Source organism: Pseudoxanthomonas sp. SGNA-20 (assembly GCF_003931635.1).
In the GTDB taxonomy this organism is placed as follows: domain Bacteria; phylum Pseudomonadota; class Gammaproteobacteria; order Xanthomonadales; family Xanthomonadaceae; genus Pseudoxanthomonas.
Genome location: NZ_RRYK01000001.1, coordinates 324531 through 350771, shown reverse-complemented (window position 1 = coordinate 350771; position 26241 = coordinate 324531). Strand labels below are relative to the sequence as shown.

Here is a 26241-nt window from a genome sequence, read left to right as displayed (position 1 = left end):
GTTTCCAGGAATACCGCATGACCTCCAAAGGACGCCCCTGGCCCATGCCGCTGAAGATGGGCGTGGGCTTTGCCGCCGGCCTGCTGCTGGGCCTGGTGGTGCACCTGACCGCCGGCGCCGATGCCGCTTGGGTCCAGGCGTTCACCCGCTACGTCACCACCCCGGCGTCGGGGCTGTTCCTCAACCTGATCTTCATGCTGATCGTGCCGCTGCTGTTCTCGGCGCTGGTGCTGGGCATCGCCGAGATGGGCGACATCCGCGCGCTCGGCCGGATCGGCTGGAAGACCCTGGCCTACACCGTGGTGCTGTCCGGCGCGGCGGTGCTGCTGGGGCTGGTGCTGGTCAACCTGCTGCGCCCGGGCGCCGGCGTCGACCCGACCCTGGCCTCGCAGCTGCTGGCGCAGAACGCCGAGCGCAGCCGCGACATCGTCGCCAGCATCGAGTCGCAACCGCGCGGCATCGACATGCTGCTGTCGATCGTGCCCAGCAACGTCGTGGCCGCCGCCTCGGACAACGGCTCGATCCTGGCGCTGATGTTCTTCGCGCTGATGTTCGGCGTGGGCATGGTGCTGACCGACGACGACAAGGTCGCCACCCTCAAGCGCGGCATCGAGGGCATCTTCGAGATCTCCATGACCCTGATCGGGCTGGTGATCCGGCTGGCGCCGTACGCGGTGTTCTGCTTCATGTTCAACCTCGCGGCGATCTTCGGCTTCGACCTGCTGCTGCGGCTGGGCGCGTACGTGGGCGTGGTGGTGCTGGCGCTGGGCCTGCACATGTTCGTCGGCTACGGCCTGGCGGTGCGCATGGCCGGGCGCTCGCCGCTGAAGTTCTTCCGCGACATCCAGGAAGCGGCGGTGATGGCCTTCTCCACCGCCTCCAGCAACGCCACCCTGCCGACCGCGCTGCGCGTGGCCGACGAGATCGGCCTGCCGCGCAAGGTGTCGCGCTTCGTGCTGACCGTCGGCGCCACCGCCAACCAGAACGGCACCGCGCTGTTCGAGGGCGTGACCGTGATCTTCCTGGCCCAGTTCTTCGGCGTGGACCTGAGCCTGGGCCAGCAGTTCATGGTGATGCTGGTGTGCATCCTCGGCGGCATCGGCACCGCCGGCGTGCCCTCCGGCTCGCTGCCGGTGGTGGCGCTGATCTGCGCCATGGTCGGGGTGAACCCGATCGGCATCGGCCTGATCCTGGGCGTGAACCATTTCCTGGACATGTGCCGGACCACGCTCAACGTCAGCGGTGACCTGACCCTGGCCGCGCTGGTGGCCGCCGGCGAGCCGGAGGACGGCGGCGCCGCGGCCGGCCCGGAGGCGGCCACCTGAGGGCAACGGTTGCAGGCAAAACCGTGGCGGGAACGTTCCCTCGCCGGAAATGTCGGGAAACGCTGCGTTCAGGGCGCCAAATCAAGGGCTTGCGACGGGACAGGACGGGCGCGGGATGCAACAATGGCCGGCCCGCATCCCGCGGTTGCCATCGAACTAGCCGAATCCCACATGACGAAGCCGACCCGCCGCCAGCTCGCCAATGCCATCCGTTTCCTCGCCGCCGATGCGGTCGAGGCCGCCAAGTCGGGCCACCCCGGCATGCCGATGGGCATGGCCGACATCGCCGAAGTGCTGTGGAACGACTACCTGCGCCACAACCCGTCCAACCCGGACTGGTTCAACCGCGACCGCTTCGTGCTGTCCAACGGCCACGGCTCCATGCTGCACTACGCGCTGCTGCACCTGAGCGGCTACGACCTGCCGATCGAGGAGCTCAAGCGCTTCCGCCAGCTGCACAGCAAGACCGCCGGCCACCCGGAGCGCTACGAAACCCCGGGCGTGGAGACCACCACCGGCCCGCTGGGCCAGGGCTTCGCCAACGCCGTGGGCTTCGCCCTGGCGGAGAAGCTGCTGGCGCAGCGCTACAACCGCCCCGAATTCGAGGTCGTCGACCACCGCACCTGGGTGTTCATGGGCGACGGCTGCATGATGGAAGGCGTGTCCCACGAGGCCGCATCGCTGGCCGGCACCTGGGGCCTGGGCAAGCTCACCGCCTTCTGGGACGACAATGGCATCTCGATCGACGGCGAGGTGCACGACTGGTTCACCGACGACACCCCGGCGCGCTTCGAGGCCTACGGCTGGCACGTGGTGCGCGGCGTGGACGGCCATGACCCGGAGGCGATCAAGGCGGCGATCGAGCAGGCCATCGCGGTGGAGGACAAGCCGAGCCTGATCTGCTGCAAGACCACCATCGGCTTCGGTTCGCCGAACAAGGCCGGCAAGGAGGAATCGCACGGCGCGCCGCTGGGCAAGGACGAGGTCGAGGCCACCCGCAAGGCCCTGGACTGGCCGTATGCGCCGTTCGAGATCCCGCAGGAGATCTACGACGGCTGGCGCGCCAACGGCGCCGGCCAGCTGCGCCAGGCCGAGTGGGAGCAGCTGTTCGACAAGTACGCCAGGCAGTACCCGGCCGAGGCCGAGGAACTGGTCCGCCGCTCGCGCGGCGAACTGCCGGCCGACTTCGTGGCCCAGGCCGACGCCTTCATCGCCAAGGTCCAGGCCGAGGGCGCGACCATCGCCTCGCGCAAGGCCTCGCAGAACGCGATCGCCGCGTTCGCGCCGCTGCTGCCGGAGCTGATCGGCGGCTCGGCCGACCTGGCCCCGTCCAACCTGACCCAGTGGAAGGCCAGCAAGTCGGTGACCGTGGCCGACCGCGAGGCCAACTACGTGCACTACGGCGTGCGCGAGTTCGGCATGAGCGCGATTGCCAATGGCATCGCCCTGCACGGCGGCTTCCTGCCGTTCGACGCCACCTTCCTGGTGTTCAGCGATTACGCCCGCAACGCGCTGCGCATGAGCGCGCTGGTCCCGGCGCACGTGATCCACGTGTTCACCCACGACTCCATCGGCCTTGGCGAGGACGGCCCGACCCACCAGCCGGTCGAGCACCTGGCCTCGCTGCGCTACATCCCCAACAACGACGTGTGGCGCCCGTGCGACGCGGTCGAGTCGGCGGTGGCCTGGAAGCAGGCGATCCTGCGCAAGGACGGCCCGAGCGTGCTGGTGTTCAGCCGCCAGAACCTGCCGCACCAGGCACGCAGCGAGGAGCAGGTGAAGCTGGTCGAGCGCGGCGGCTACGTGCTGGCCGACGCCGAAGGCGGCAACCCCGACGTGATCCTGATCGGCACCGGTTCGGAAGTGTCGCTGGCGATGGAGGCCAAGGCGCAGCTGGACGCGGCCGGGATCAAGGCGCGCGTGGTGTCGATGCCCTCGACCACCGTGTTCGACCGCCAGGACGAGGCCTACCGCGAGTCGGTGCTGCCGAAGTCCGTGCGCAAGCGCGTGGCGGTGGAAGCCGGCGTCACCGACTTCTGGCGCAAGTACGTGGGCCTGGACGGCGCGGTCATCGGCCTGGACCGCTTCGGCGCCTCGGCCCCGGCCGGCGAGCTGTACAAGTACTTCAACATCACCACCGAGGCGGTGGTGGCCGCGGCCAGGGCGCTCTGAGTCCTGGCCATCCGTCGGCCGGGCCACGTGCCCGCCCGACGGAACCGCGATGCAAAGGGAAGGGGACGCGCAGGCGTCCCCTTTCCGTTTCCGGTCAGCGCCGGCCGAACTGCGCGACCAGCCAGGCGTCGATGGCGGAAACCCCGCCCGGCAGCGCCGGCAGGCGCGCCCAGTGCAGGCTCTCGATCTCCGGGTCCAGGGCGTGGCCGTGGCGCCGCTGCAGGCCGCGGGTCGCGAACAGCAGGCCGGTCAGCGGCCACGGCGAGCGAGGCGAGCGGATGCGCAGCCAGCCGGCCGGCTCCAGCGCGCCGGCGGCGTGGCCGGTTTCCTCCAGCAGTTCGCGCGCGGCCGCGCGCAGCGGCGGCTCGCCGGGATCGACCCAGCCGCCGGGCAGTTCCAGCACCTGGCGCGCGGCATTGCGCACCAGCAGGATCCGGCCGAGGTCGACCGCCAACACCAGGACGAAGTCCGGCGCCGCGCCCGGCGCCCGGCCGCGGCCGGCGGCGAGCAGCACGTCGCCGCGCTCATTGCAGGGCGGCGGTTCGGGGACGGGGATCGGTGCGGATGCGGACACGGTTCGCGTTGCGGGCAAGGCCACGAACAACGGTCCGGGGCGTGCGCATTGTGGCCGAAGCCGGCGCCGGCGGACATGCCGCCGGCGCTGCCCGCCCGCCACCACGTGCCGGTGGCTTGCCTGCCCGCGGATGCGGGTGCGGCTCAGTGCGCGGCCGGCTTGTCGTGCTTGCTGCCGCCGCGGCAGCGCGGCGACTCCGGCACGCTGGCGTCGGCCTCCCATTCGGCCGGGGTGTAGGTGTGCAGGGCCAGTGCATGGATCTGCTGCATCAGCCCGCCCATGGCCGCGTACACCGCCTGGTGGCGCTGCACCGGGCGCTTGCCGGCGAAGGCCTCGCTGACGATCACCGCCTTGTAGTGGGTCTCCAGGCCGCGGCTGTGCATGTGGCTCTCGTCCAGCACCTCCAGGTGCAGGGGCTGCAGGGCGGCGAGGGCCTGGCGGATCTGGTCGGCGCGGGTGCTCATGGGCGGTGGCGTGGTGGAAGTCGCTAACAGGATGGAGGCGGATTGGCCGGGTTCAAGCGGACGGCCGTCCTGCCGGCGCGGGGCGTGCGCATTCCGGGCAGCTTCAGGGCGCCGGCAGCGGCAGGTCGGGTGCCGGCTGGCGCAGCAGGTGGCGGCGGACCGCAGCGCGTGCCGGCGCGTCCCATTCCGGGCGCCAGGCGCAGTGCGCCGCGCTCTCCACCTCCGCGTGGTAGCCAAGGTTGCCAGTGGCGCCGAGCAGTCCGTACACCTCCCGTGCCGCCAGCACGCTGGCGCGTGCGGCCGGCGCACCCAGCCAGGCGATATGTGGGTTGTCCAGCACCAGCAGGCCGCGTGGCGCGACCAGGGCCAGCACCTGGTGCTGGTCCACCGCCAGCCGCCGCGGGTCGTCGGCGTAGGTGCCGAACGCGTCGCCCAGCCAGGGCTGCTCGCCAAAGGCGCTGGTGGCCGGCTGCGCGCCCTCCGGTGCGTGGCGCCAGGTGGGCACGCCACCAGCGCCGGATTCGATCGGCACGGTCAGGGCCACGCGCGGGTCGAAGGCGCCGGCCGCCAGCGCCCCCTTGCCGTGGCGCGAGCAGCCGCTGACGCCGATCGCATCGGCGCGCAGCAGGCGGCCGTCGTCGGCGGCGATCACATCGATGACCCGGCTCACGCCCCAGGCCCAGGCCATCAGCGTGCCGGTGCCGGCGACCTCGTCGCCGTACAGGCGGTAGAACGCGCCCTCCTTGCGCCGCCCCTGGCCGGTCTCGGCACCGATGTCGGTGCTGGGGAACTCGATCCAGGCCACGCCCTCGCTGGCCAGCAGTTCCGGGCTGACCCCGGCCACCCCGGCCATCACCAGCATCGCCGGGAAAGGCCCCTCGCCCGGGGGCAGGTGCAGGCGCGCGGCGAAGCGCTCGCTGCGGCCGCCGTGGCGCACCTCGACCTCGATCCGCTCCGGGGTGACCGTGCCGGCCACCGCCTCCGGTGCCGGCCCCTTGCTGCCGTAGACCTGGGCCTCCAGCGCATGCAGGGTCTGCTGTCGCAGGCAGTGCCATTGCCCCGGTTCATGCGCGCGGCTTCCATCGGGCAGGCGCAGTGGATCGGGCAGTTCCGCCTGCAGGCCGGCTGCGGGTGGCAGGACCGGGCAGTCGCGGGCCTCGTCACCGGCCGTGGCAGCGGCCGCGCCGTGCCAGGCCAGCAGCAACAGGCCCGCAAGCAGGGGCCGACTCGGGTTCCAGCGCATGCGTTCTCTCCATCCCCGGTACGGGGGGATCATGCCAGCGCCCGAGGGCTTGACGCGGGCTTGCGTTTACGCTTGTAATCCAATCTCGATTACAGGCGTAAACGGAGGTCCGCATGGCGCACGAACCGATCCCCGTAACCGATGCAGAGGCCACGGTCATGGAAGTGCTGTGGCAGTCCAGCCCGCGCAGCTCCGAGGACGTGGTCGCGGCGGTGGCACCGGCCACCGGCTGGGCCGAGCCCACCATCAAGACCCTGCTCAACCGCCTGCTCAACAAGGGCGCGATCAGCGCCGAGCGCGAGGGCCGGCGCTACCTCTATTCGCCGGTGCTGAGCCGCGAGGCCTGGGTGGAGCAGCAGAGCGAAGGCCTGCTGGCCCGCCTGTTCGGCGGCCGGGTGGCGCCGTTGGTGGCGCATTTCAGCGAGCGCGGCCGGCTGTCGGCCACCGACATCGCCGAGCTCAAGCGCTTGGTGTCGCGGCTGGAGGAGGGCGGGGACGATGGACGCTGAGCTGGTCCTGCTGTTGCGCGCCACCCTGGCCCTGACCGTGGCCGGCGCGCTGGTGCTGGCGCTGCGCCGTCCGGCGCGCGCGCTGTGGGGCGCGCAGGGAGCCTACCTGCTGTGGACTTGCGTCCCGGTCGCGGTGCTGGCCGCGTCGTTGCCGAAGGGCACCACGCTGCCGCTGCCGGTGGCCGCGGCCTGGCTGGAGCCGGTGCAGGCCGGCGTGGCCGCCGCGGCCGCAGCCACGTCGCCGGCCTGGCGGGCCTGGCTGCTGCCGCTGTGGCTGGCCGGCGTGCTCGCCAGCGCCGCGCTCATGGCCTGGCAGCAGTGGCGTTTCCGGCGCGCGCTGGGGCCGCTGCAGGCGCGCCCGGACGGGCTGTTCCAGGCCCGCGGCACCCACCCGGCGCTGCCGGCGGTGGTGGGCCTGCTGCGGCCGCGGATCGTGCTGCCGGCCGATTTCGAGCGGCGCTACAGCGCGGCCGAGCGCGAGCTGGTCCTGCAGCACGAACGCCTGCACGTGCGCCGCGGCGACCTGCCGGCCAATGCACTGGCCGCGCTGCTGCGCTGCCTGTTCTGGTTCCACCCGCTGCTGCCGGCCGCGCTGCGGCGCTTCCGCCACGACCAGGAACTGGCCTGCGATGCCGCGGTGATCGCGCGCCATCCCCGCCAGCGGCGCGTGTACGGCGAGGCCATGCTCAAGGCGCAGCTGCCGCACGCGCCGCTGCCGCTGGGTTGCCACTGGCCGCCGCTGCATGCGCTCAGGGAGCGGATCGAACTGCTGCGGCGCCCGGCGGCGTCACCGCGGCAGCGGCTTGCCGCCGCGCTGGTGGCGTGCGCGCTCGCCTGCGGCATCGGCGGCCTGGCCTGGGCCGCGCGGCCGGCCGCGGCCGCCGCGCAGGAGGGGGACTGGCTGCCGGTACCGGCGGCGTTCATGCCGCCGCCGCGCTATCCGAAGGAGGCCGCCGAGGCCGGGATCGCCGGCGAGGTGAGCCTGCTGCTGGACCTGGCCGCCGACGGCAGCGTGGCGGCGGTGGAAGTGGAGCGCGCCGCGCCGGCCGGGGTGTTCGAGGCCGCGGCGGTGGAAGCGGCGCGGCAGTGGAAGTTCAGGCCGGACGCGGACGACGGCGTGGCCAGGGTCCGCCGCGTGCGCGTGCCGATCAGTTTTGCCCCGGACAAGCGGGCCACGGACCAGGGGGGCCAGGAATGACGATGCGGTTCCATCACGCTTGCGGCGGCGGACGTGCCGCGCGGTGGCTGTGCGGCGGCCTGCTGGCGCTGGCCGCGGCCGGTTGCGCCAGCCGCGGCGGGATCGACGAGGCCCAACCCGATGCCAGCGCCGGCGTGGGCCAGCGCATGATCGTGCCGACTACCGACACCCGTTACGAGCTGGCACCCCACCAGGGCTTCGTGTTCCCGCGGATCCTGGCCAACGACAGCCCGGCGTTCCCGGCGCACTACCGCCCGCCCAGTCCGTTCTCCGCGACCCTGTGCGTGTCGCTGGCGGTGGGCGAGGACGGCGAGGTGCGCAACGTGCACCTGGTCGGCGCGCCGGGCTGCATCGCGCCCGAGGAAGCACCGGAACCGCTGGGCACGGCGGTGCTCGAAGCGGTCGCGGCCTGGGAATTCGAGCCGGCATTGCTGTGCGAATACCCGGACGCGGCCACCCGCAACCGCGACTGGAACGGGGGCGGCTGCACCGGCGCGGTGAGCGCGGTCAAGCCGGTGCCGGTCACCCTGGCCTGGGCCTTCACCTTCGAGCTGCAGCAGGGCCAGGCGCGGGTTTCCAACCGGCGGTCCTCGCCCTGACTACTGCCCCAGCATTTCCGGGCGGAACAGGCGGCGCCGGCTGGTTTCATCGCCGGACAGCATGAAGCGGCCGTCGCCGCGGTAGTGCACGGTGCGCGGGCGCTGCGGCCGCGCCGCCACGTGCGCGCGCACGACCTGCCACACGAACAGCGGGTAGTCGTCGTTGAGGTGGGTGCGGCGCAGGCGGCATTCGAAGCTAGCGTGGCATTCGCCGATCAGCGGCGCACCGACCAGCTCGGCCGCCTGCGCGGTCAGGCCGAAGCGCTGGAACTTGTCGACCTGCGCGCTGCTGCAGTTGCCGATGCCGACCACCGCGTCCAGCAGCGGCGCGGTGGGCAGGTTGATCACGCACTGGCGGCTGCGCCGTGCCAGCGCATGGCTGGTGTTGGCGTCCCAGATGTAGGTGCCGACCAGGTCGTAGCCGAGCATCATGTGCCAGCCGCAGGTCATGATCGCGCGCTGGCCCTTCCACGCGGTGGTGACCAGCACCACCGGGCCGGGCTCGAGGAAGCGCCGGATCTTCTCCACCGGGAACGCGGTCTTGCGGGGCAGGGCCATGCTCGGCTCCTTCGTGGACGCCGCCAGCCTGCGCACGCGCGCGGCAACGGCGCGTCAATCCAGCACGTGGATGGCGTCGGCCAGGCGCCGCACTTCGTCGGGATGGTGGCTGACGTAGAGCATCGGCAGGCGCACCTCGTCGCGCACCTTCCGCAGCCACGGGATCAGTTCCTCGCGGCGCGCCGGGTCCAGCGCCGACAGCGGCTCGTCGAACAGCAGCACCGCCGGCTGCGACAGCAGGGCGCGGCCGATCGCCACGCGCTGCGATTCGCCGCCGGACAGGTGGCGGGTGCGCCGGTCCAGCAGGTGGCCGATGCCCAGCAACTCGACCACCGCGTCGAAGGCGAAGCCGGCCTGGCCGCCGCGGTGGCGGCCATAGAGCAGGTTGCGGCGTACGTCCAGGTGCGGGAACAGGCGCGCGTCCTGGAACACGTAGCCGACCTGGCGGCGATGGGTGGGCACGTCGATGCCGCGCGCGCTGTCGTACAGCACGCGGCCGTCGATCTCGATGTAACCCGATTCCGGCCGCACCAGCCCGGCGATGGCATTGAGCACGCTGGTCTTGCCGGCACCGGACGGGCCGGCGAGCGCCAGCACCCGCGCCTGCTCGTCGATCCGCACGTGGCGCTGGAAGCGGCCGCGGCGCAGATGGATGTCGACCTTCAGCATGGCGCGGCTCCGCGCATGGGCTGGTCCATGCTCATTCCTCCTCGCCCCCGCGCTGGCGCCGCACCAGCCATTCGGAGAACAGCAGCGCGCCCAGCGAGATCACCAGCGCCACCGCGGCCAGGCGCCAGATCCCCGATTCGCCGCCCGGTACCTGCATCAGCCCGTAGATCGCAGAGGACAGGGTGCGGGTCTCGCCGGGGATGGCGGAGACGAAGGTGATGGTGGCGCCGAACTCGCCCAGCGCCTTGGCGAAGCCCAGGGCGGCGCCGGCCACCAGGCCCGGCCAGGCCAGCGGCAGGGTCACGGTGAGGAATACCCGCCACGGCGCCGCGCCCAGGGTGGCCGCGGCCTGCTCCAGGCGCCGGTCCACGTTCTCGATCGACAGCCGGATCGCGCGCACCATCAGCGGGAAGCCCATCACCGCGCAGGCCAGCGCCGCGCCGGTCCAGCGGAAGGCGAGGCTGATGCCGAAGGTGTCCTCCAGCCAGCGCCCGGCCGGGCCCTGCTGGCCGAACAGCACCAGCAGCGCGTAGCCCATCACCACCGGCGGCAGCACCAGCGGCAGGTGCACCAGCGCGTCCAGCAGCGACTTGCCGGGGAAGCGCCGGCGCGCCAGCAGCCACGCCACCGCCACCCCGAACGGCAGGCTGGCGAGGGCGGCCACGGCGGCCACTTTCAGGCTCAGCGCGATGGCGGTGATCTCGTCCTGGGTGAAGCCGGGCAGGGCCATGCTCAGTCCTGGGGATGGAAACCGTGCCGGGCGAAGATCGCCCGCGCCTGCGGCCCGGCCAGCCAGCGCACGAATCCGCGCGCGGCGGGCGTGGCCGGCGCCACCGCGGCGACCGGGTAGATGATCGGCGGATGGCTGCCGGCGGGGAAGGTCGCCACCACCTGCACCCGCGGCTCGGCGCGGGCGTCGGAGGCGTAGACCACGCCCAGCGGGGTCTCGCCGCGGGCCACCAGCATCAGCGCCACGCGCACGCTCTCCGCCTCGGCCAGCCGGCCCTGGACCGCCGGCCAGTGGCCCAGCGCCTGCAGCGCCTGGCGCGCGTACTTGCCGGCCGGCACCGTCTGGGTCTGCGCGACCGCCAGCCGGCCCTTGCCCAGGGCCGCCGCCAGGGCGCCGGGCCGGGCCAGGTCCACCGCCGGCGCCGCCGCGGTGCGCGGGGCGACCAGCACCAGGGTATTGCCCAGCAGTTCCTGGCGGCTGCCGGGATCGATCCGCCCGCGCTGCTGGAGGTAGTCCATCCAGGCATCGTCGGCGGAGAAGAACACCTGCGCCGGCGCGCCCTGCTCGATCTGCCGGGCCAGGGTGGAGCTGGCCGCGTAGGACACGCGCACCGGCACGCCGGTGGCCTGGCGGTAGGCGGCGGCCGCCTCGTCCAGCGATTCCTGCAGGCTGGCCGCGGCGAACACCGTCAGCGGCGCGCCGCCGGCTGCGGATGCGCCGCTGCCCGCCGCCAGGCCGGCGACGGCCAGCGCGGTGGTGGTACACAGGCGCAGCAGGAGGCTCGGCTTGGACATGGCGTTTCTCCGGTGGGGTTGCGGCGAAAGCGATGCGGTCGGGCCGGGCGGCGGCCGGGTTATCCGGGATCGCCCAGGGTGGCTTCCAGCACCTCGGCCAGGCGCGCCGCACCCAGGCGCAGCTGCGCCTCCTGGGTCGGCAGGTGCGCGTCCACGTAGGCATCGTCGACCACGTGGCCCTGCGGGTACACCCCGGGGGCGAGGCCGGTGCGGCAGGACTGCTCGACCCAGGGCAGCGGGAAGCCGGGGCGCGGCGGGCGGCCGACCGGTTCGACCGCCGGCGCGGGCAGGGTGCGCAGGCGCTGCAGCCAGGCCTCCTCGTCCAGCCGCCGGGTGGCGAGCAGGCCGCTGTCCCACAGCGAGTGCAGGTTGCTGCCCTTGCCGCGGTAGTTGACCTGGTAGTTGTTGCCGCCGCGGTCGTGGCGGTAGCCGGCGTGCAGCGGCTGGTGCGCGTCGCCGGCCAGGTGCACGACGAACTTCAGCGCCTGCAGGCGCTCCGCGTCGCTGCGGCTACGGTCGGCGAGGATGCGCGCCTGCGCCTCGAGCGCCTCGTTCACGCAGTTGCCGTCGGGGCAATGGGCCTGGCGCTCGTAATGGCAGTCGGCCTCGCCGATGTTGACGTAGTGCCAGGCGGCGGTGCGCCGGCCCAGCACCGGATCGGACCCGCGCAGGTTGTCGGCCCAGTTGGCGATTCCGGCCAGGCCGGGTTCGGGCTCGCCGCGCAGCAGGCGCTGGGCTTCGGCGCGCGCGGCCGGCGAGAGCTGTTCCTCGGCCAGGCGCGCCACCAGGCGGTGGCCGAGCGGTCCCCAGGCCTGCGCCGGCAGGGCCACGGACAGCAGCAACAGGAAGCCCGGCAGCCACGCCGAGTGGCGCCGGGCGCGGATCGGACGGGTGGAAGCGGTGCGGGACGTCATCGGCCAACTTTAACCGACTGTCCCGCACCACCGCCTTTCCCCGCCAAGGGAAGCGTTGTCGCTCAGAACTTCATGACGTAGGACGCGCCGTACACCAGCGGGTCGATGTTGGCGGTGCCGAGCTTGGCGCCGTCGACCTTGACGTCGGTGTCGATGTCGGCCCAGCGCACGTCGACGCGCACCGAGGCCTTCTCGCTGACCTTGAAGTCCAGGCCGGCGTGCGCGGCCAGGCCGAAGGAATCGTCCAGCTTCAGCTTGGTGCCGGCCAGGGCGCCGGTGGTGTCCTCGCTGAAGAAGGTGGTGTAGTTGATGCCCACGCCCAGCAGCGGCGAGACCTTGCCGGCGCTGTTGAAGTGGTACTGCAGGGTGATGGTCGGCGGCAGGTGCTTGGTCTGGCCGACCTTGCCCACGCCCTTGACCGCGATCTCGTGCTTGAACGGCAGCGCACCCAGGACCTCGACGCCGAGGTTGTCCTTGACGAAGTACTCGAAGGTCACGCTGGGCTTGGCGTCGCTGTCGATGGCCAGCGGTAGGGTACCGTCGGCCAGCTTGCCGTTGTCGGACTTCGGGTCGACCTGGTGCAGGCCCACGCCCAGGGTCCAGTCGCCGGCGGACTGGGCGAAGGCCGGGGCGGCGGCGACGGCGGCAAGGGAAGCGGCAAGCAGCGGGAGAAGCTTGTGTTTCATCGGTAACACTCTGCGTGTTGGGTGTGGCGGGAAGTCTCCGCCCGGTCCCCGGGGCGCGCCTTGATTCCAGTCAAGCCGGGCGCAGGTGGCGCCGGTGCCGGTGCGCTAGAATGGCCATCCGCTGCATTACCCCCTTCATCCACCACGGGCCGCGCCCCGGCGCGGCGTCAGGAGTCATCAGAATGGCGATCAAGGTAGGCATCAATGGCTTCGGCCGCATCGGCCGCAACGTTCTGCGTTCTGCCGTGCAGAACTTCGGCGACGACATCGAGATCGTGGCGATCAACGACCTGCTGGAGCCCGACTACCTGGCCTACATGCTGAAGTACGACTCCGTGCACGGCCGCTTCAAGGGCGAGGTGCAGGTCGAGGGCAACACCCTGGTCGTCAACGGCAGGAAGATCCGCCTGACCCAGGAGCGCGACCCGGCCAACCTGAAGTGGGACGAGGTGGGCGCCGAGGTGGTGATCGAGTCCACCGGCCTGTTCCTGGACAAGGACAGCGCGGGCAAGCACCTGGCCGCCGGCGCGAAGAAGGTGATCATGTCGGCCCCGTCCAAGGACGACACGCCGATGTTCGTCTACGGCGTCAACCACGACACCTACGCCGGCGAGGCGATCATCTCCAACGCCAGCTGCACCACCAACTGCCTGGCGCCCCTGGCCAAGGTGATCCACGACAAGTGGGGCATCAAGCGCGGCCTGATGACCACCGTGCACGCCGCCACCGCCACCCAGAAGACGGTCGACGGCCCGTCCAACAAGGACTGGCGCGGCGGCCGCGGCATCCTCGAGAACATCATCCCGTCCTCCACCGGCGCGGCCAAGGCGGTGGGCAAGGTGATCCCCTCGCTCAACAAGAAGCTCACCGGCATGAGCTTCCGCGTGCCGACCTCGGACGTGTCGGTGGTCGACCTGACCGCCGAGCTGGAGAAGCCGGCGACCTACGAGGAGATCAAGGCCGAGATCAAGGCGCAGAGCGAGGGCGCGCTGAAGGGCATCCTCGGCTACACCGAGGACAAGGTGGTGGCCACCGACTTCCGCGGCGACACCCGCACCTCGATCTTCGACGCCGACGCCGGCATCCAGCTCGACCCGACCTTCGTCAAGCTGGTGGCCTGGTACGACAACGAGTGGGGCTACTCCAACAAGTGCCTGGAGATGGCCCGCGTGGTGGCCGGCAAGTAAGCCGCACCGCAAGCGCTGCAAAGGACGAGCCCCGGCCCTGCCGGGGCTTGTTTTTTGCGCCGGCGGCGGCTGCCTAGAGTGCCTGCAGGATCAGCGAGTGCCAGCCGCTGCGGTAGGTCTCGTAGCCCGGCGAGGCCGCGTGCGCGACGCAGTGCGGGCGGCCCTGGAACTCCACCACCCGTGCCGCGAGCGGCTGGCGCAGCAGTTCGTCGCGCCCGGGGAAGTCGATCACCTCCTGCAGGATGCGCCCGGCCGAGTCGGCCAGCACCCGGCCCTGGCCGTCGACGATGCATGCCCGGCTGCGCGTCCATTCCTGCTGCGACAGCGGAGTGCGCTGCACCACCGTCTGCGCCAGCGCGTCCCAGCGGAACACGATGCCGAGCACGCCCAGCAGGCGGCCGTCGACGCGTCCGCCCTCGCGCACGCCGCAGGCGTAGACCAGCACCCGCTCGCCGCCGGCCAGCGCACTGGCATGCACCTCCTGGAAGCCGAATTCCTCGCCGCTGGCGCAGCGCCTGGCGCTTTCGAACCAGGGCGCGTCGCGCACGTCCATGCCGGCGGAGCGGTACTGGCCGGGGCGGCCGTTGGCCAGCACGCACCCGTCCAGGCCGACCAGCACCAGGTCGAAGTACACCGTGTACGAATCCAGGATCTGGCCCATGCGCCGCGAGGCGTGCGCCAGTTCCTCCGCGGTGGCGCCCGGGCGCGCGGCCGCGACCACCGCCGCGTCGGTCGCCCACCAGCGCACGTCGCAGCTGCGCTCGTAGAGGTTGCGGTCGATCAGATCGATGTTGACCAGGGCCAGCCCGGCCAGGCGCGTATGCCGCACCTCGTCCTCCAGCCGCGCCAGGGTAGCCTGCATGTCGGCGCGGGTGGCCTCGGCGCGGCGGTCGATCTCGCCGGCGGTCTCGGCCACCCGGCGCGAGAGCGCATCCATCTCCTGCGCGATCACCGCGAAGCCGCGCCCGGCCGCGCCCATGCGCGCCGATTCCACGCGCGCGTTCATCGAGATCACCAGGGTGGTGCGGTTGATTTCCTCGATCCGCCGCAGCGATTGCCGCAGCTCGCCCAGCATGCGGCCGGACAGGCCAGCCACGGAACGGATGTGGTCGTCGACGCTGGCCTGGGCAGGCGTGGCTGGCGTGTTCATGCGGGGATGGGGGACGGTTTCATATGAAAGATGACCGGGCTTCATCGGCCCGCCGCGACCGGACTTGAGCCGGGCCGCCGGCAAGCCAGGACGCTCCGGTAGCATGCCCGCAGCGCCTGCCGGGGAGGGGCGGCCCATCCATGACGGGGGATAGCTTGGAAGCGATCATCGTGCTGGTGGTGTTGGCGGTACTGGCGGTGCCGGTGCTGCTGGGCGTGCTGGGCCTTGCAGTGCTCGGCCTGCGCCGGCGGGTGGCGGAACTGGAGCGTGCGCTTGCCGCCCTGCGCCCGCCGGCGCCGACGGGCATGGCGGCCTCGCCACCACCCGCGGAAGCCGCGCATGCACCGGCGGCCGCGGCGGGTTCCGTGGCGGCGGCCGTGCCGTCCACCGCGGCCGGCTTACGCCCGTCCGCGGCACCGCCACCGCTGCCACCGGCCGGAACGGCAGCGGCGCATGCCGGCGGCGACGCGGGCGCGCCGCGCGTCCCCGCGGAGAACGTGCTGCTGCGCGTGGTCAAGCGCTGGTTCACCGTGGGCAACGTGCCGGTGAAGATCGGTGTGCTGGTGGCGCTGGCCGGCGTGGCGGCGCTGCTGAAGTACGCTTCCGACCAGGGCCTGTTGCAGTTGCCGGTGGCGCTGCGCCTGTCCGCCGTGGCCGCGGCGGCGCTGCTCGCACTGGGCTTTGCCTGGCGCCGGCGCGAGGGCAACCGGGTCTTTGCCCTGAGCGTGCAGGGCGGGGCGATCGGCACTCTGCTGCTGGTGGTGTTCGCGTCGTCCAGGCTCTACGGCCTGGTCGACGCCGGCCCGGCGTTCGCCCTGAGCGTGATCCTGGTCGCGGGCGCGGCCCTGCTGGCGGTGCTGCAGAACGCGCAGGCGCTGGCCGCGTTCGCCCTGCTGGCCGGCTTCCTGGCGCCGGTGTGGTTGTCCACCGGCGGCGGCAACCACGTCGCCCTGTTTTCCTACTACGCGCTGGCCAACGCCGCGGTGGTGGCGATCGCCTGGTTCAGGTCCTGGCGCCTGCTCAACCTGCTTGGCTTCGCGTCCACCTTCGGCATCGGCAGCCTGTGGGGCGCCAGCGCCTACGCGCCGGAGAAGTACGCCAGCACCCAGCCGTTCCTCGCCCTGTTCTTCGCGTTCTACCTGGTGGTGCCGCTGCTGTTCGCGCGGCGCCGGCCGGCGGGACGGCGCGACCTGGTCGACGGTTGCCTGGTGTTCGGCACCCCGCTGGTGGCGTTCTCGCTGCAGGCGGCGCTGCTGGAAGACCAGCGCATGCCGCTGGCGTTCTGCGCGCTGGGCCTGGCCGTGCTGTACGCGATGCTGGCGCGGGCGCTGTTGCGGCGCTCCGGCTACGAGCTGCTGGCGCAGTCCTGGGCGGTGCTGGCAGTGGGCTTCGCCACCCTGGCGGTGCCGCTGTGCCTGAGCGCGCGCGCCACCGCCAGCGTGTTCGCGCTGGAGGGCGCCGGGCTGGTGTGGCTGGGCCTGCGCCGGCAGCGCTGGCTGCCGCAGGCCAGCGGCGTGGCGCTGCAGCTGTTGGCGGCGTTGGCGTTGCTGCTCGGCTTGGACAATGCGCACGGGGACCTGCGTGCCGTGTCCAATCCGACGGCGATGGGCATGTTCCTGCTGGCGCTGGGCGGCTGGGCCAGCGCCTGGGCGGCACGTGCCCATGGCCGGACCGTGCCGGCGGCACTGTTCTTCCTGTGGGGCACGGCGTGGTGGGCCGGCGACTGCGCGCACGAGATCTCGCGCTTCGCCGCTCCGGCCTTGCGCGCCGACCTGGCCCTGGTGCTGGCCGGCGCGACCGGCTGGCTGGCGGCGGAAGTCCATCGCCGCCGCCCGGCCGCATTGCTGGCCCAGACCCTGCTGGCGGCGGTCGTGCTGGCCGCGCCGGTGCTGTTCTGGCAGTCGGAGCGGCACCAGCATCCGCTGGGCGGGAGCTTCGGTGCGCTGGCGTGGCTGGTGTTCGGCCTGCTGGGCCTGCGTGGGCTGGCCTGCCTGCGCCTGGATGCCGGCCGCAGTGCTGGCACCGCGCAGTTGGCCTGGTGGCTGCTGTGGGCCCTGCTGGCATCGCTGGAGGGGCGCTGGGTCGCGCTCGAGGCCAGCCTCGGCCAGGGCTGGGAGGTCGCGCTGGCGGCCCTGCCGTGGCTGGTGCTGATCGCGCTCGCGCAGTGGCGCTGGGACTGGCTGGCGCTGCCGCGCGATGCCGCGGTCGCCGCACCGATGCGCACGCCGGTGTCGTGGTCCGGTTTCGCGGTCGCCGCCGCGATCTGGCTGGCGATGCTCAAGCGCCCGCTGTCCCCGGCGCCGCTGCCCTGGCTGCCACTGCTCAACCCGGGCGAGCTGGTGCAGCTGGCGACCCTGGGCCTGGGTGCGGCCTGGCTGGGCAGCAGGCATGCCGGGGCGCTGCTGCCGCGCTGGCGGCCGGCGCTGCTGGCCGGCGGCGGCTTCCTGCTGCTGAGCGCCTCCACCCTGCGCTGCGTGCATTACTGGGGTGGCATCGGCTGGACCCCGGGCCTGCTGTCCAGCGCCCTGGCCCAGACCAGCCTGACCGTGGCCTGGAGCGTGCTGGGCGTGCTCGGCTGGGTGCTCGGTTCGCGCCGCGGCCAGCGCGGCCTGTGGCTGGCCGGCGCGGTGCTGATGGGTGTGGTCCTGGCCAAGCTGGTGCTGGTCGACCGCACCCACCTGGGCAACCTGGCCGGCATCGTGTCTTTCATCGCCTACGGCGTGCTGTGCATGATCGTCGGCTACCTCGCCCCGGCGCCGCCGCGCGCCGGGGACAACGTGGAGACGGACGCATGAGCAAACGATCCTGGTACGCACTGGCGCTGGTTTCCGTGCTGGCCGGAGGCGCACAGGCCAGCGCCCCGGCGCAGGACTATGCGCGGCAGTGGCCGCTGGCCCTGGGCCAGGACAACGCCGGGGCCTACCGGGTACTGCTCGACGAGGCGGTGTACCTGGGGGCGCACGAGCGCGGCCTGCGCGACGTGGAGGTATTCAACGCCCAGGGCCAGGCGGTGGCCGCGGCGGTGCTGTCGCCGGCGCAGCCGTTGGCGCAGGCGCCGCGTACCACGGGGCTGCCCTGGTTCCCGTTGCCGGCGCAGGACGGCGCCGGCAACGACATCCACCTGATCGCCGAGCGCGACGACGAGGGCAACATCCGCCGGGTGCAGGCGGGGTTCCCGGCGCGTACGCCCGCCGGCGGCGCCGGCAGCTGGCTGGTCGATGCCAGCCGCGTGCGCGAGCCGGTGCGCGCGCTGCTGCTGGAGTGGAAGACGCCATCGCAGCCGCTGCAGGCCGGCTACAAGGTCGAGGGCAGCGACGACCTGCGCAACTGGCGCACGCTCAACGGCAGCACCACCCTGCTGGACCTGGAGCGCGGCGGCGAACGCCTGCGCCAGGGCCGCATCGCCCTGGATGGCCAGGCCCGCTACCTGCGCCTGCTGCCGCTGCGCGCCGGCCCCGGGCCGGAGCTTACCGGGGTCGCGGCCGAGCTGGCGCCGGCGGAGGCGCAGCTGCAGTGGGATTGGCAGGAGCTGCGCGGCGAGCGTCGCAGCGTGGCCGGGCGGGAGGGTTTCGAGTTCCGCCTGCCCGGACGCTTCCCGGTGGAGCGCGCCGACGTGCGCCTGCCGGACAACGCCGCGGTGCAGTGGACCCTGTACAGCCGCGAGGACCCCGACGCTTCCTGGACCTGGCGCGCCGGCCCCTGGGTTGCCTACCAGGTGGGCGACGACCGCGCCGGGGCGCGCTCGGAACCGCGCGCGCTGGCCGCGGCGGTGCGCGACCGGTACTGGCGGCTGGTCCCGACGACCCCGGTGGGCGAGGGCATGCCGGTGCTGCGCCTGGGTTACCGGTCCGAGGTACTGGTGTTCCTGGCCCAGGGCCAGCCGCCCTACACCCTGGCCGCCGGCAGTGCCCGCCGCCAGCGCGGCGAGGCGCCAATCAAGCCGCTGCTGGACGCGCTGCGCGCCCAGCGTGGCCCCGACTGGGAGCCGGCCCCGGCCTACCTGGCCGGCGAGGCCCAGGAGCTGGCCGGCGAGCGCGCCCTGGAGCCGCTGGTCGAGCACGACTGGAAGAGCTGGCTGCTGTGGGCGCTGCTGGTCGGTGGCGCGGTGCTGGTGGCGCTGCTGGGAATGAGCCTGCTGCGGCAGCCGCCGCGGGCGCCCTGAGCGCCGGGTTTGCCGCCGCCACGTCCCGTCCCGGAAAATGCCCGCACCCGCGCGCCGCGCCGGCGCGACCCACCTTGATCCCCCACACAGAGACGTGAGCATGACGATCATCCGGATGACCGACCTCGACCTGACCGGCAAGCGCGTGCTGATCCGCCAGGATCTCAACGTGCCGATCGACAACGGTCGCATCACCTCCGAGCAGCGCATCACCGCCTCGGTGCCGACGCTCAAGCTGGCACTGGAGAAGGGCGCCGCGGTGATGGTCACCTCGCACCTGGGGCGGCCCAAGGAAGGCCAGTGGAGCGAGGCTGATTCGCTGGCGCCGGTGGCTGCGCGCCTGTCCGAGCTGCTGGGCGTGGACGTACCGCTGGTGAAGGACTGGGTCGACGGCGTCGAGGTCAAGCCTGGCCAGGTCGTGCTGCTGGAGAACTGCCGCATGAACGTCGGCGAGGGCAAGGACGACGAGGCGCTGGCGAGGAAGTACGCGGCGCTGTGCGACGTGTTCGTGATGGACGCCTTCGGCACCGCGCACCGCGCCCAGGCCTCGACCCACGGCGTGATCCGCTTCGCCCCGGTGGCCGCCGGCGGGCCGCTGCTGATGGCCGAGCTGGATGCACTGGCCAAGGCGCTGGACAACCCGGCGCGCCCGCTGCTGGCCATCGTCGCCGGCAGCAAGGTCTCGACCAAGCTGGAGCTGCTGACCAACCTGGTCGGCAAGGTCGACCAGCTGATCGTCGGCGGCGGCATCGCCAACACCTTCATCGCCGCGGCCGGCTACAACGTCGGCAAGTCGCTGTACGAGGCCGACCTGCTGGAGACGGCGAAGAAGATCGCCGCCGATGCCCAGGCGCGCGGCGCGCAGATCCCGCTGCCGGTGGACGTGGTGGTGGCCCAGGCGTTCGCCGCCGACGCCCCGGCCACGGTCAAGCCGGTCGACCAGGTCGGCGCCGAGGACATGATCCTGGACATCGGCCCGCAGACCGCCGCGCAGTACGCCGGGCTCATCAAGTCCGCCGGCACCGTGGTCTGGAACGGCCCGGTGGGCGTGTTCGAGTTCGATGCCTTCGGCAAGGGCACCGAGACCCTGGCCCGCGCCATCGCCGAATCGAAGGCGTTCTCCATCGCCGGCGGCGGCGACACCCTGGCGGCGGTGGACAAGTACGGCATCGAAAAGGACGTCAGCTACATCTCCACCGGCGGCGGCGCCTTCCTCGAGTTCCTGGAAGGCAAGACCCTGCCGGCCGTGGCCGCCCTGCAGGCGCGCGGCGGCTGAGGCCTGGCGCGACCCAGCGCCCCCTGTGACCGGAAGCCGGCGCCGCGAAGGCGCCGGCTTTTCCTTTTGCGCACCGGACTTTTTATCCGCTGCTCCCGCCGAATGCGTTCTCCGGGCGCGTAGCTTCGGACGGCGCCGCGACAGGCCAGGCCTGCGGTGGCCGCCCGGGCGCACGTCCATGCGCGCACCCGCTACCGCGGCCACGGCCTGCCCGGCCTGGCAGGTCCTGCTGGCGCTTCGGGGGGCTTGGCCCGGCCACTCCTGGCCAAATGGCGCCTACGGTCTCGCCAGGCCTGCGGAACTTGACCGGGCGTCAACGAAGCTGGCCGACCTGACGCTCACCGAGGACGCCGTATCCGCGCATGCCGGGGCAAGTGGCACATGGACGTGCCACGGCCGCGCGTACGGACAGGACGTCCGTCCGCGCAGTGCACCGGCATGCGTGGATGCGGCGGCCCCCTCCGAAGCCAGCGCCCTTGCTCTTGCTCTTGCTGTTGCTGGAGCTGGAGCTGGAGCCGGCCAGGTTCCCTGCTAGAGTTCGCGCCATGCCTACCGAACGACCAATCGACCGCCTGCTGGCGATCATGGCCCGCCTGCGCGACCCGCAGGGCGGCTGTCCCTGGGACCTGGAACAGGATTTCTCCACCATCGCCCCGTACACCATCGAGGAGGCGTACGAAGTCGCCGACGCGATCGACCGCAAGGACCTGGCCGCGCTGAAGGGCGAACTGGGCGACCTGCTGCTGCAGGTGGTGTTCCATGCGCAGATGGCCGCCGAACAGGGCGCGTTCGCGTTCGACGACGTGGCCAACGCGATCAGCGACAAGATGGTGCGCCGCCACCCGCACGTGTTCGGCGAGGCCAGCTTCGCCGATGCCGAGGAGCAGACCCTCAACTGGGAGGCGATCAAGCGCGCCGAGCGCCAAGCCGCCGGCGAGCAGGACACCTCGGTCCTGGCCGGCATCTCCCGCGGCCTGCCGGAATGGCAGCGCGCGGTGAAGCTGCAGTCGCGCGCCGCGCGCACCGGCTTCGACTGGCCCGGCCCGGAGCCGGTGCTGGAGAAGCTGCAGGAGGAGATCGCCGAGGTGCGCGCCGAGTTCGCGCGCGGCGACGTGGCCGCCAACCGCGAGCGCCTGGAGGACGAGATCGGCGACCTGCTGTTCGTCGCCGCCAACGTCGCCCGGCACGCCAAGGTCGATCCGGGCGCCGCGCTGCGCCGCGCGAACCACAAGTTCGAACGCCGCTTCCGCGCGATGGAGGCACTGGCCGCGGCCGCCGGCACGCCGCTGCCGACCCTCACCCTGGAGCAACAGGAAGCGCTGTGGCAACAGGTCAAGCAGGCCGAACGCGAGGGCGCGGGGGCGGCGTGACCACCTTCGCGCTGTTCGTGGCCACCGCCATCGCCGAGATCCTCGGCTGCTGGCTGGTGTGGTCATGGCTGCGCAATGACGGTAGCGCCTGGCTGCTGCTGCCGGCGGCACTGAGCCTGGCGGTCTTCGCCTGGCTGCTGACCCTGCATCCGACGGCCACCGGGCGCGTGTACGCCGCCTATGGAGGGGTCTACATCGGCACCGCGCTGGCCTGGCTGTGGGCGGTGGACGGCGTGCGCCCCACCCGCTGGGACCTGCTGGGCGTGGCCCTGTGCCTGGCCGGGATGGCGGTGATCATGTTCGCGCCCAGGCAGGCCTGAGTACGCCGCATGCGGTTCAGTGCGAGGCCGCGCTGCCGCCGTCGTAGAACATCAGGAAGGCCGCGCCCACGATCAGGGCGAAGGCCGCGTAGTGGTTCCACTTCAGCGGCTGGCCCAGGTACCAGGCCGAGAAGCCGGCAAACACCACCAGGGTGATGATCTCCTGGATGGTCTTGAGCTGGACCACCGAGTACACCCCGCTGCCCATGCGGTTGGCCGGGACCATCAGGCTGTACTCGAAGAAGGCGATGCCCCAGCTGACCACGATCGCCATGAACAGCGGCGCGCTCTTGTACTTGAGGTGGCCGTACCAGGCGAAGGTCATGAACACGTTGCTGGCCAGCAGCAACAGCACCGGGACGAGGTAGTTCGACAGGGGCAGGGCGGGCATCGTCGGGCCGCAGGGCAGGGATGAGGCGCGCAGGATAATCCACCGCCGCGGCCCGGGCGGGCCGCGGCAGTGGCCTCAGTACTGGCGCAACGCCAGCATCGGCGGCGTGCGCAGGATGGCGCGGGTGCCCGACCAGCCGGCCACCAGGCTCAGCGCGATGCCGATCGCGCCGCCGCCCAGCAGCGCCGGCCACGGCGGCGACAGCGCCAGCTCGAACAACTGGCGCGAGACCAGCGCGCCGATCACCGCCGCCGCCGACACCGCCAGCAGCGCCGCGACCAGCCCCAGCATCCCGAACTCCACCAGTACCGCGCCGCGCAGCTGGCCATGGCGCGCGCCGAGCGTGCGCAGCACCGCGCTGTCGTAGCGGCGTTCGCCGGCGGTGGCCTGCAGCGCCGCCAGCAGCACCAGCACGCCGGCGGCCAGGCTGAAGCCCATCACCAGCTGCACCGCCTGGGCCACGCGTTCGATCACCTCGCGCACCCGCTCCAGCAACGCCTCGATCTCCAGCACCGAGACGTTCGGGAACTCGCGCACGACCGGCGCCAGCGCCGCGGTGCGTCCCGAGGGCAGGTGGAAGCTGGAGATCAGGTTGTATGGCGCGTCGCCCACCGCGCCTGCATTGAGCAGCACGAAGAAGTTGACCCGGAACGAATCCCAGTCGGCCTTGCGGATGCTGGTGACGGTGAACGTGCGTTCCTGTTCGCCCAGCTGCAGGGTCAGGCTGTCGCCCAGGCCGATGCCGTAGCGGCCGGCCCAGCCCTGTTCGATCGAGGCCTCGGCGGCGTCGCTGGTCTCGCTCCAGAACCTGCCCTCCAGCAGCGTATTGGCCGGCGGGAAGCCATGGCGCCAGGAGAAGTTCACCGGGCGGTCGGCGTCGTTGCCGTCGTCGCGTTCGTCCACCGCGGTCCGCTGTGGCGGCTTGCCATTGATCGCCACCAGGCGCCCGGTGCCGAACGGCTGCAGGTCCGGATCGGCCACGCCCATTCCACGCAGCGCCTGTTCCACCGCCTCGGCCTGGTCGCGCTGCACGTTGAGCAGGAAGTGGTTGGGCGTATCCGGCGGCAGGCGCTCGCGCCATTGCCCGAGCAGGCCGGGGCCGACCACCGCCAGCAGCAACAGCGCGCACAGCGACAGCGACAGGCCCACCAGCTGCACCACGGCCAGGCCGCGGCGCCGCGCCAGCGCGGCCAGGCCAAGCCGCCACGGGCCATGCAGGCGCGATTGCAGCCGTCCCAGCAGCCACAGCAGGCTGGCGCCCGCGGCGGCCGCGAGCAGGGCAAGCACCGCCAGGCCGCCCAGCACCCAGGCGGCCAGCCGCGCATCGCCGGTGGCGTACACCGCCAGCGCCACGGTGGCGGCGAGCGCGGCCACGTAGGCCAGCAGCGAGGTCGCGGGCAGGGCGGCGAAGCTGCGGTTGAGCACGCGCATCGGCGGCACCCCGCGCAGGCGCAGCAGCGGCGGCAGGCCGAAGCCGAGCAGGATCAGCAGGCCGATGCCGGCGCCGGCCAGCATCGGCGCGGCCTGCGGCAGCGGCAGCCGCGCCGGCACCAGGCTGCCCAGCACCTCGACCAGGGCGACCTGGGCGAGCATGCCCAGGCCCACGCCCAGGGCGCAGGCGGGGATGGCCAGCAGCACCAGCTGCACCGCCAGCGAGGCGAGGATGTCGCGCTGGCGCGCGCCCAGGCAGCGCAGGATCGCCACCGCGTCCACCCGGCGCAGGGCAAAGCGGTTGGCGGCCAGCGCGGTGGCCACGCTGGCCAGCAGCACTGCCAGCAGCGCGGCCAGGGCGAGGAAGCGGCCGGCGCGGTCGAAGGCATTGCGCAGGCCCTGCTGCGCGTCCTCCACCCCGACCAGGCGCTGGCCGGGCTGCAGGCGCGGTTGCAGCCATTCGCGCATGCCCGCGATCGCCGCCGGCGGGCCGGCGAACATCAGCCGGTAGCCGGCGCGGCTGCCTGGGCCGAGCAGGCCGGCGGCCTCGACGTCGTCGCGGTGCACCAGCAGCGGCGGCGCCATCTCCATCAGCCCGCCGGAGGCATCCGGTTCGGACAACAGCACGCGGGTGATGCGCACCTGGCTGCTGCCCAGCTCGATGCTGTCGCCCACCTCCACGCCCAGGCCGGCCAGGATGCGCGGATCGGCATAGGCCTCGCCCGGCGGTGGGCCGCCGGCATCGGCAACCTGCAGGCCTGCCGTATCGCTCGCCACGCGCAGGCGGCCGCGCAGCGGATGGGCACCGTCCACGCCCTTGATCGTGGCCATCTGGCTAGAATCGCCATGGAACAGCACGCTGGGGAAGGTCACCAGACGCGCGACCGCCAGGCCACGCGCGCGCGCTTCGGCGGTGAATTCGGCGGGCGGGTCGGTGCGTCCCTGCACGCCCAGGTCGCCGCCGACCACCTCGGCCGCGCTGGAGGCCAGCGCCAGGGTGACCCGGTCGACCAGGGTGCCGACCGCGGTCATCGCCGCCACGCCCAGCACCAGCGCGGCGAACAGGGTCAGCAGGTCGCCGGAAAGGAACTCGCGGCGCAGCGAGCGCGCCGCGTGGCGCAGCACGTTCATGCGCCTTCCCCGCCTTCGTCCAGCCGCACCAGGCGGCCGCGGTCGAGCCGGTAGACGTGGTGGCAGCGCCGTGCCAGGGCCAGGTCGTGGGTCACCATGACCAGGGTGGTGCGGTTGCTGCGGTTGAGCTCGAACAGCAGCTGGCTGACGTGCTGGCCGGTGGCCTGGTCGAGGTTGCCGGTGGGCTCGTCGGCGAACAGGATCCGCGGCCTGGCAACGAAGGCGCGGGCCAGGGCCACGCGCTGCTGCTCGCCGCCGGAAAGCTGCCGCGGATGGTGCCGGCGGCGGTGCTCCAGGCCGACCGCGGCCAGCACCTCGGCCACCCGCGCCGGATCCTCGCGCCCGGCCAGTTCCAGTGGCAGGGCCACGTTCTCCTCGGCGGCCAGCGAGGGCAGCAGGTGGAAACTCTGGAACACGAAGCCGACCTCGCGCGCGCGCAGCGCGGCGCGGGCTTCCTCGTCCAGCTGGTCCAGGCGCTGGCCGGCGAGGGCGATGCTGCCGCGGGTGGGCAGGTCCAGCCCGGCCAGCAGGCCCAGCAGGGTGGTCTTGCCCGAGCCGGAGGCGCCGACGATGGCGACGCTGTCGCCTTCAGCCACGGTCAGGTCGACGCTGTCGAGAATGCGGACCTCGCCCTCGGGGCCGGCCGCGGACTTGCCCACGCCGCGGACCTCGATGGCGCTGGCTATGCTGGTCAGGGTCTGGGTATCGATGGGAGGCTCCGGATGCGCAAGTTCAGGTGGGGGACGGCCATGGGCCGCGCGCTGGCGGTCCTGCTGGCGGCGCTGCTGCTGCCAGGTCCGCTGCTGGCCGCGCCTCAGGCCCGGGCCAGGGGCCCGGTGCTGGTGGTCGGTGACAGCCTCAGCGCAGAGCACAACATACCCAGAGGCACCGGCTGGGTCAGCCTGCTGGAGCGGAAGCTGCAGGCCGAGCCGTCCCTGGCACGGCCGGTGGTCAACGCCAGCATCAGTGGCGAGACCAGCGCCGGCGCCCTGACCCGCCTGCCTGCGCTGCTGGAAAAACACCGTCCTTCGGTGCTGGTGATCGAGCTGGGCGGCAACGACGCCCTGCGCGGCCTGGCCCCGGCCCAGCTGGAGGCCAACCTGCGGCGCATGGTCGAGCTTGGCACCGCCGCCGGCGCCCGGGTGCTGCTGCTGGGCATCGACGTCCCGCCCAACTACGGCCCGGCCTACCGCGAGCGCCTGCGCCGCACCTACGAGGGCCTGGCCCAGCGCCAGGGCGTGGCCCTGGTCCCGTTCTTCCTGGAGGGCGTGGCCCTGGAAGAAGGGCTGATGCAGGCTGACGGCCTGCACCCCACCGCCGCGGCCCAGCCGCGGCTGCTGGACAATGTCTGGCCGGCGCTGCGGCCGTTGCTGTAGCGGTCGCCGCCT

At 72.7% G+C, this 26241-nt stretch carries 25 protein-coding genes; 12 read left to right on the top strand and 13 right to left on the bottom strand.

The window, feature by feature from the left end; all coding sequences use genetic code 11:
• Positions 1-17: 17 nt before the first annotated feature.
• Positions 18-1325: a dicarboxylate/amino acid:cation symporter gene (locus EIM48_RS01580; RefSeq protein ID WP_125110941.1), complete on the top strand. Its 1308-nt coding sequence runs from the start codon at positions 18-20 to the stop codon at positions 1323-1325.
• Positions 1326-1496: 171 nt separating this feature from the next.
• Positions 1497-3497, top strand: coding sequence for a transketolase (tkt, locus tag EIM48_RS01575; RefSeq protein ID WP_019399793.1), 2001 nt, complete (start codon positions 1497-1499; stop codon positions 3495-3497).
• A gap of 94 nt (positions 3498-3591) precedes the next feature.
• Here tkt and EIM48_RS01570 read toward each other — a convergent pair whose 3' ends face one another.
• From EIM48_RS01570 to EIM48_RS01560, 3 genes are all read right to left on the bottom strand, one after another.
• On the bottom strand, positions 3592-4071 hold the full coding sequence (locus tag EIM48_RS01570) for an NUDIX hydrolase (protein ID WP_147208128.1): 480 nt from the start codon (positions 4069-4071) through the stop codon (positions 3592-3594).
• A 143-nt stretch (positions 4072-4214) separates the two neighbouring features.
• Complete coding sequence (locus EIM48_RS01565) at positions 4215-4535, bottom strand: BolA family protein (protein WP_019399795.1); 321 nt, start codon at positions 4533-4535, stop codon at positions 4215-4217.
• A 103-nt stretch (positions 4536-4638) separates the two neighbouring features.
• Positions 4639-5778, bottom strand: coding sequence for a topoisomerase (locus EIM48_RS01560; RefSeq protein ID WP_199728367.1), 1140 nt, complete (start codon positions 5776-5778; stop codon positions 4639-4641).
• Positions 5779-5906: 128 nt separating this feature from the next.
• Between EIM48_RS01560 and EIM48_RS01555 the strand changes: the two genes are divergently transcribed.
• The 3 genes from EIM48_RS01555 to EIM48_RS01545 are packed head-to-tail and all read left to right on the top strand — an operon-like array spanning position 5907 to position 8084.
• Positions 5907-6287 carry a BlaI/MecI/CopY family transcriptional regulator gene (locus EIM48_RS01555; RefSeq protein ID WP_026010759.1) on the top strand — a complete coding sequence of 127 codons (381 nt, stop codon included), beginning with the start codon at positions 5907-5909 and terminating at the stop codon, positions 6285-6287.
• Entirely contained in the window at positions 6277-7485 is a 1209-nt protein-coding gene (locus EIM48_RS01550; protein WP_019399798.1) for a TonB family protein, read from the top strand. Before EIM48_RS01555 ends, EIM48_RS01550 begins: the two co-directional genes overlap by 11 nt.
• Before the next feature lie 2 nt (positions 7486-7487).
• A complete protein-coding gene (locus tag EIM48_RS01545; protein ID WP_028915908.1) occupies positions 7488-8084 on the top strand; it encodes a lipoprotein in 597 nt (198 codons plus the stop codon).
• On the opposite strand, the gene EIM48_RS01540 is transcribed toward EIM48_RS01545, so the two are convergent.
• From EIM48_RS01540 to EIM48_RS01515, 6 genes are all read right to left on the bottom strand, one after another.
• Positions 8085-8642, bottom strand: coding sequence for a flavin reductase family protein (locus EIM48_RS01540; RefSeq protein ID WP_026010760.1), 558 nt, complete (start codon positions 8640-8642; stop codon positions 8085-8087).
• A gap of 54 nt (positions 8643-8696) precedes the next feature.
• Positions 8697-9311, bottom strand: a complete 615-nt coding sequence (locus EIM48_RS01535; protein WP_019399801.1) for an ATP-binding cassette domain-containing protein — start codon at positions 9309-9311, stop codon at positions 8697-8699.
• A gap of 31 nt (positions 9312-9342) precedes the next feature.
• Positions 9343-10035 carry a molybdate ABC transporter permease subunit gene (gene modB / locus EIM48_RS01530; protein ID WP_164514529.1) on the bottom strand — a complete coding sequence of 231 codons (693 nt, stop codon included), beginning with the start codon at positions 10033-10035 and terminating at the stop codon, positions 9343-9345.
• Between the two features lie 8 nt (positions 10036-10043).
• Complete coding sequence (gene modA, locus EIM48_RS01525; protein WP_125076030.1) at positions 10044-10835, bottom strand: molybdate ABC transporter substrate-binding protein; 792 nt, start codon at positions 10833-10835, stop codon at positions 10044-10046.
• A gap of 59 nt (positions 10836-10894) precedes the next feature.
• Positions 10895-11749 carry a S1/P1 nuclease gene (locus EIM48_RS01520; protein WP_019399804.1) on the bottom strand — a complete coding sequence of 285 codons (855 nt, stop codon included), beginning with the start codon at positions 11747-11749 and terminating at the stop codon, positions 10895-10897.
• A gap of 62 nt (positions 11750-11811) precedes the next feature.
• Positions 11812-12435 (bottom strand): OmpW family outer membrane protein, encoded by a 624-nt coding sequence (locus EIM48_RS01515; protein ID WP_019399805.1) that lies wholly within the window; start codon positions 12433-12435, stop codon positions 11812-11814.
• A 182-nt stretch (positions 12436-12617) separates the two neighbouring features.
• On the opposite strand from EIM48_RS01515, the gene gap reads away from it, so the two are divergent.
• A complete protein-coding gene (gap, locus tag EIM48_RS01510; RefSeq protein ID WP_019399806.1) occupies positions 12618-13622 on the top strand; it encodes a type I glyceraldehyde-3-phosphate dehydrogenase in 1005 nt (334 codons plus the stop codon).
• Between the two features lie 73 nt (positions 13623-13695).
• Here the strand turns inward: gap and EIM48_RS01505 are convergent, their stop codons facing one another.
• Positions 13696-14772, bottom strand: coding sequence for a methyl-accepting chemotaxis protein (locus tag EIM48_RS01505; protein ID WP_028915903.1), 1077 nt, complete (start codon positions 14770-14772; stop codon positions 13696-13698).
• 155 nt (positions 14773-14927) lie between these two features.
• Here EIM48_RS01505 and EIM48_RS01500 point away from each other — a divergent pair, with 155 nt between their 5' ends.
• From EIM48_RS01500 to EIM48_RS01480, 5 genes are all read left to right on the top strand, one after another.
• Entirely contained in the window at positions 14928-17567 is a 2640-nt protein-coding gene (locus EIM48_RS01500; RefSeq protein ID WP_125110940.1) for a DUF2339 domain-containing protein, read from the top strand.
• Positions 17564-18934, top strand: coding sequence for a DUF3999 domain-containing protein (locus tag EIM48_RS01495; RefSeq protein ID WP_199728366.1), 1371 nt, complete (start codon positions 17564-17566; stop codon positions 18932-18934). Before EIM48_RS01500 ends, EIM48_RS01495 begins: the two co-directional genes overlap by 4 nt.
• A gap of 100 nt (positions 18935-19034) precedes the next feature.
• The gene (locus EIM48_RS01490) at positions 19035-20210 is read left to right on the top strand and encodes a phosphoglycerate kinase (RefSeq protein ID WP_125110939.1); all 1176 of its coding nucleotides are present in this window, start codon (positions 19035-19037) and stop codon (positions 20208-20210) included.
• 545 nt (positions 20211-20755) lie between these two features.
• Entirely contained in the window at positions 20756-21580 is an 825-nt protein-coding gene (mazG, locus tag EIM48_RS01485) for a nucleoside triphosphate pyrophosphohydrolase (protein ID WP_125111229.1), read from the top strand.
• Positions 21577-21900, top strand: a complete 324-nt coding sequence (locus EIM48_RS01480) for a YnfA family protein (protein WP_028915901.1) — start codon at positions 21577-21579, stop codon at positions 21898-21900. The genes mazG and EIM48_RS01480 overlap by 4 nt, the downstream gene beginning before the upstream one ends.
• Before the next feature lie 16 nt (positions 21901-21916).
• Here the strand turns inward: EIM48_RS01480 and EIM48_RS01475 are convergent, their stop codons facing one another.
• The 3 genes from EIM48_RS01475 to EIM48_RS01465 form a co-directional block, all read right to left on the bottom strand.
• Positions 21917-22291, bottom strand: a complete 375-nt coding sequence (locus EIM48_RS01475) for a DMT family protein (protein ID WP_125076042.1) — start codon at positions 22289-22291, stop codon at positions 21917-21919.
• Between the two features lie 75 nt (positions 22292-22366).
• Positions 22367-24853: an FtsX-like permease family protein gene (locus tag EIM48_RS01470; RefSeq protein WP_125110938.1), complete on the bottom strand. Its 2487-nt coding sequence runs from the start codon at positions 24851-24853 to the stop codon at positions 22367-22369.
• Positions 24850-25512, bottom strand: coding sequence for an ATP-binding cassette domain-containing protein (locus tag EIM48_RS01465; protein ID WP_233581608.1), 663 nt, complete (start codon positions 25510-25512; stop codon positions 24850-24852). The genes EIM48_RS01470 and EIM48_RS01465 overlap by 4 nt, the downstream gene beginning before the upstream one ends.
• Positions 25513-25575: 63 nt before the next feature.
• On the opposite strand from EIM48_RS01465, the gene EIM48_RS01460 reads away from it, so the two are divergent.
• On the top strand, positions 25576-26229 hold the full coding sequence (locus tag EIM48_RS01460; protein WP_026010765.1) for an arylesterase: 654 nt from the start codon (positions 25576-25578) through the stop codon (positions 26227-26229).
• Positions 26230-26241 lie beyond the last annotated feature (12 nt).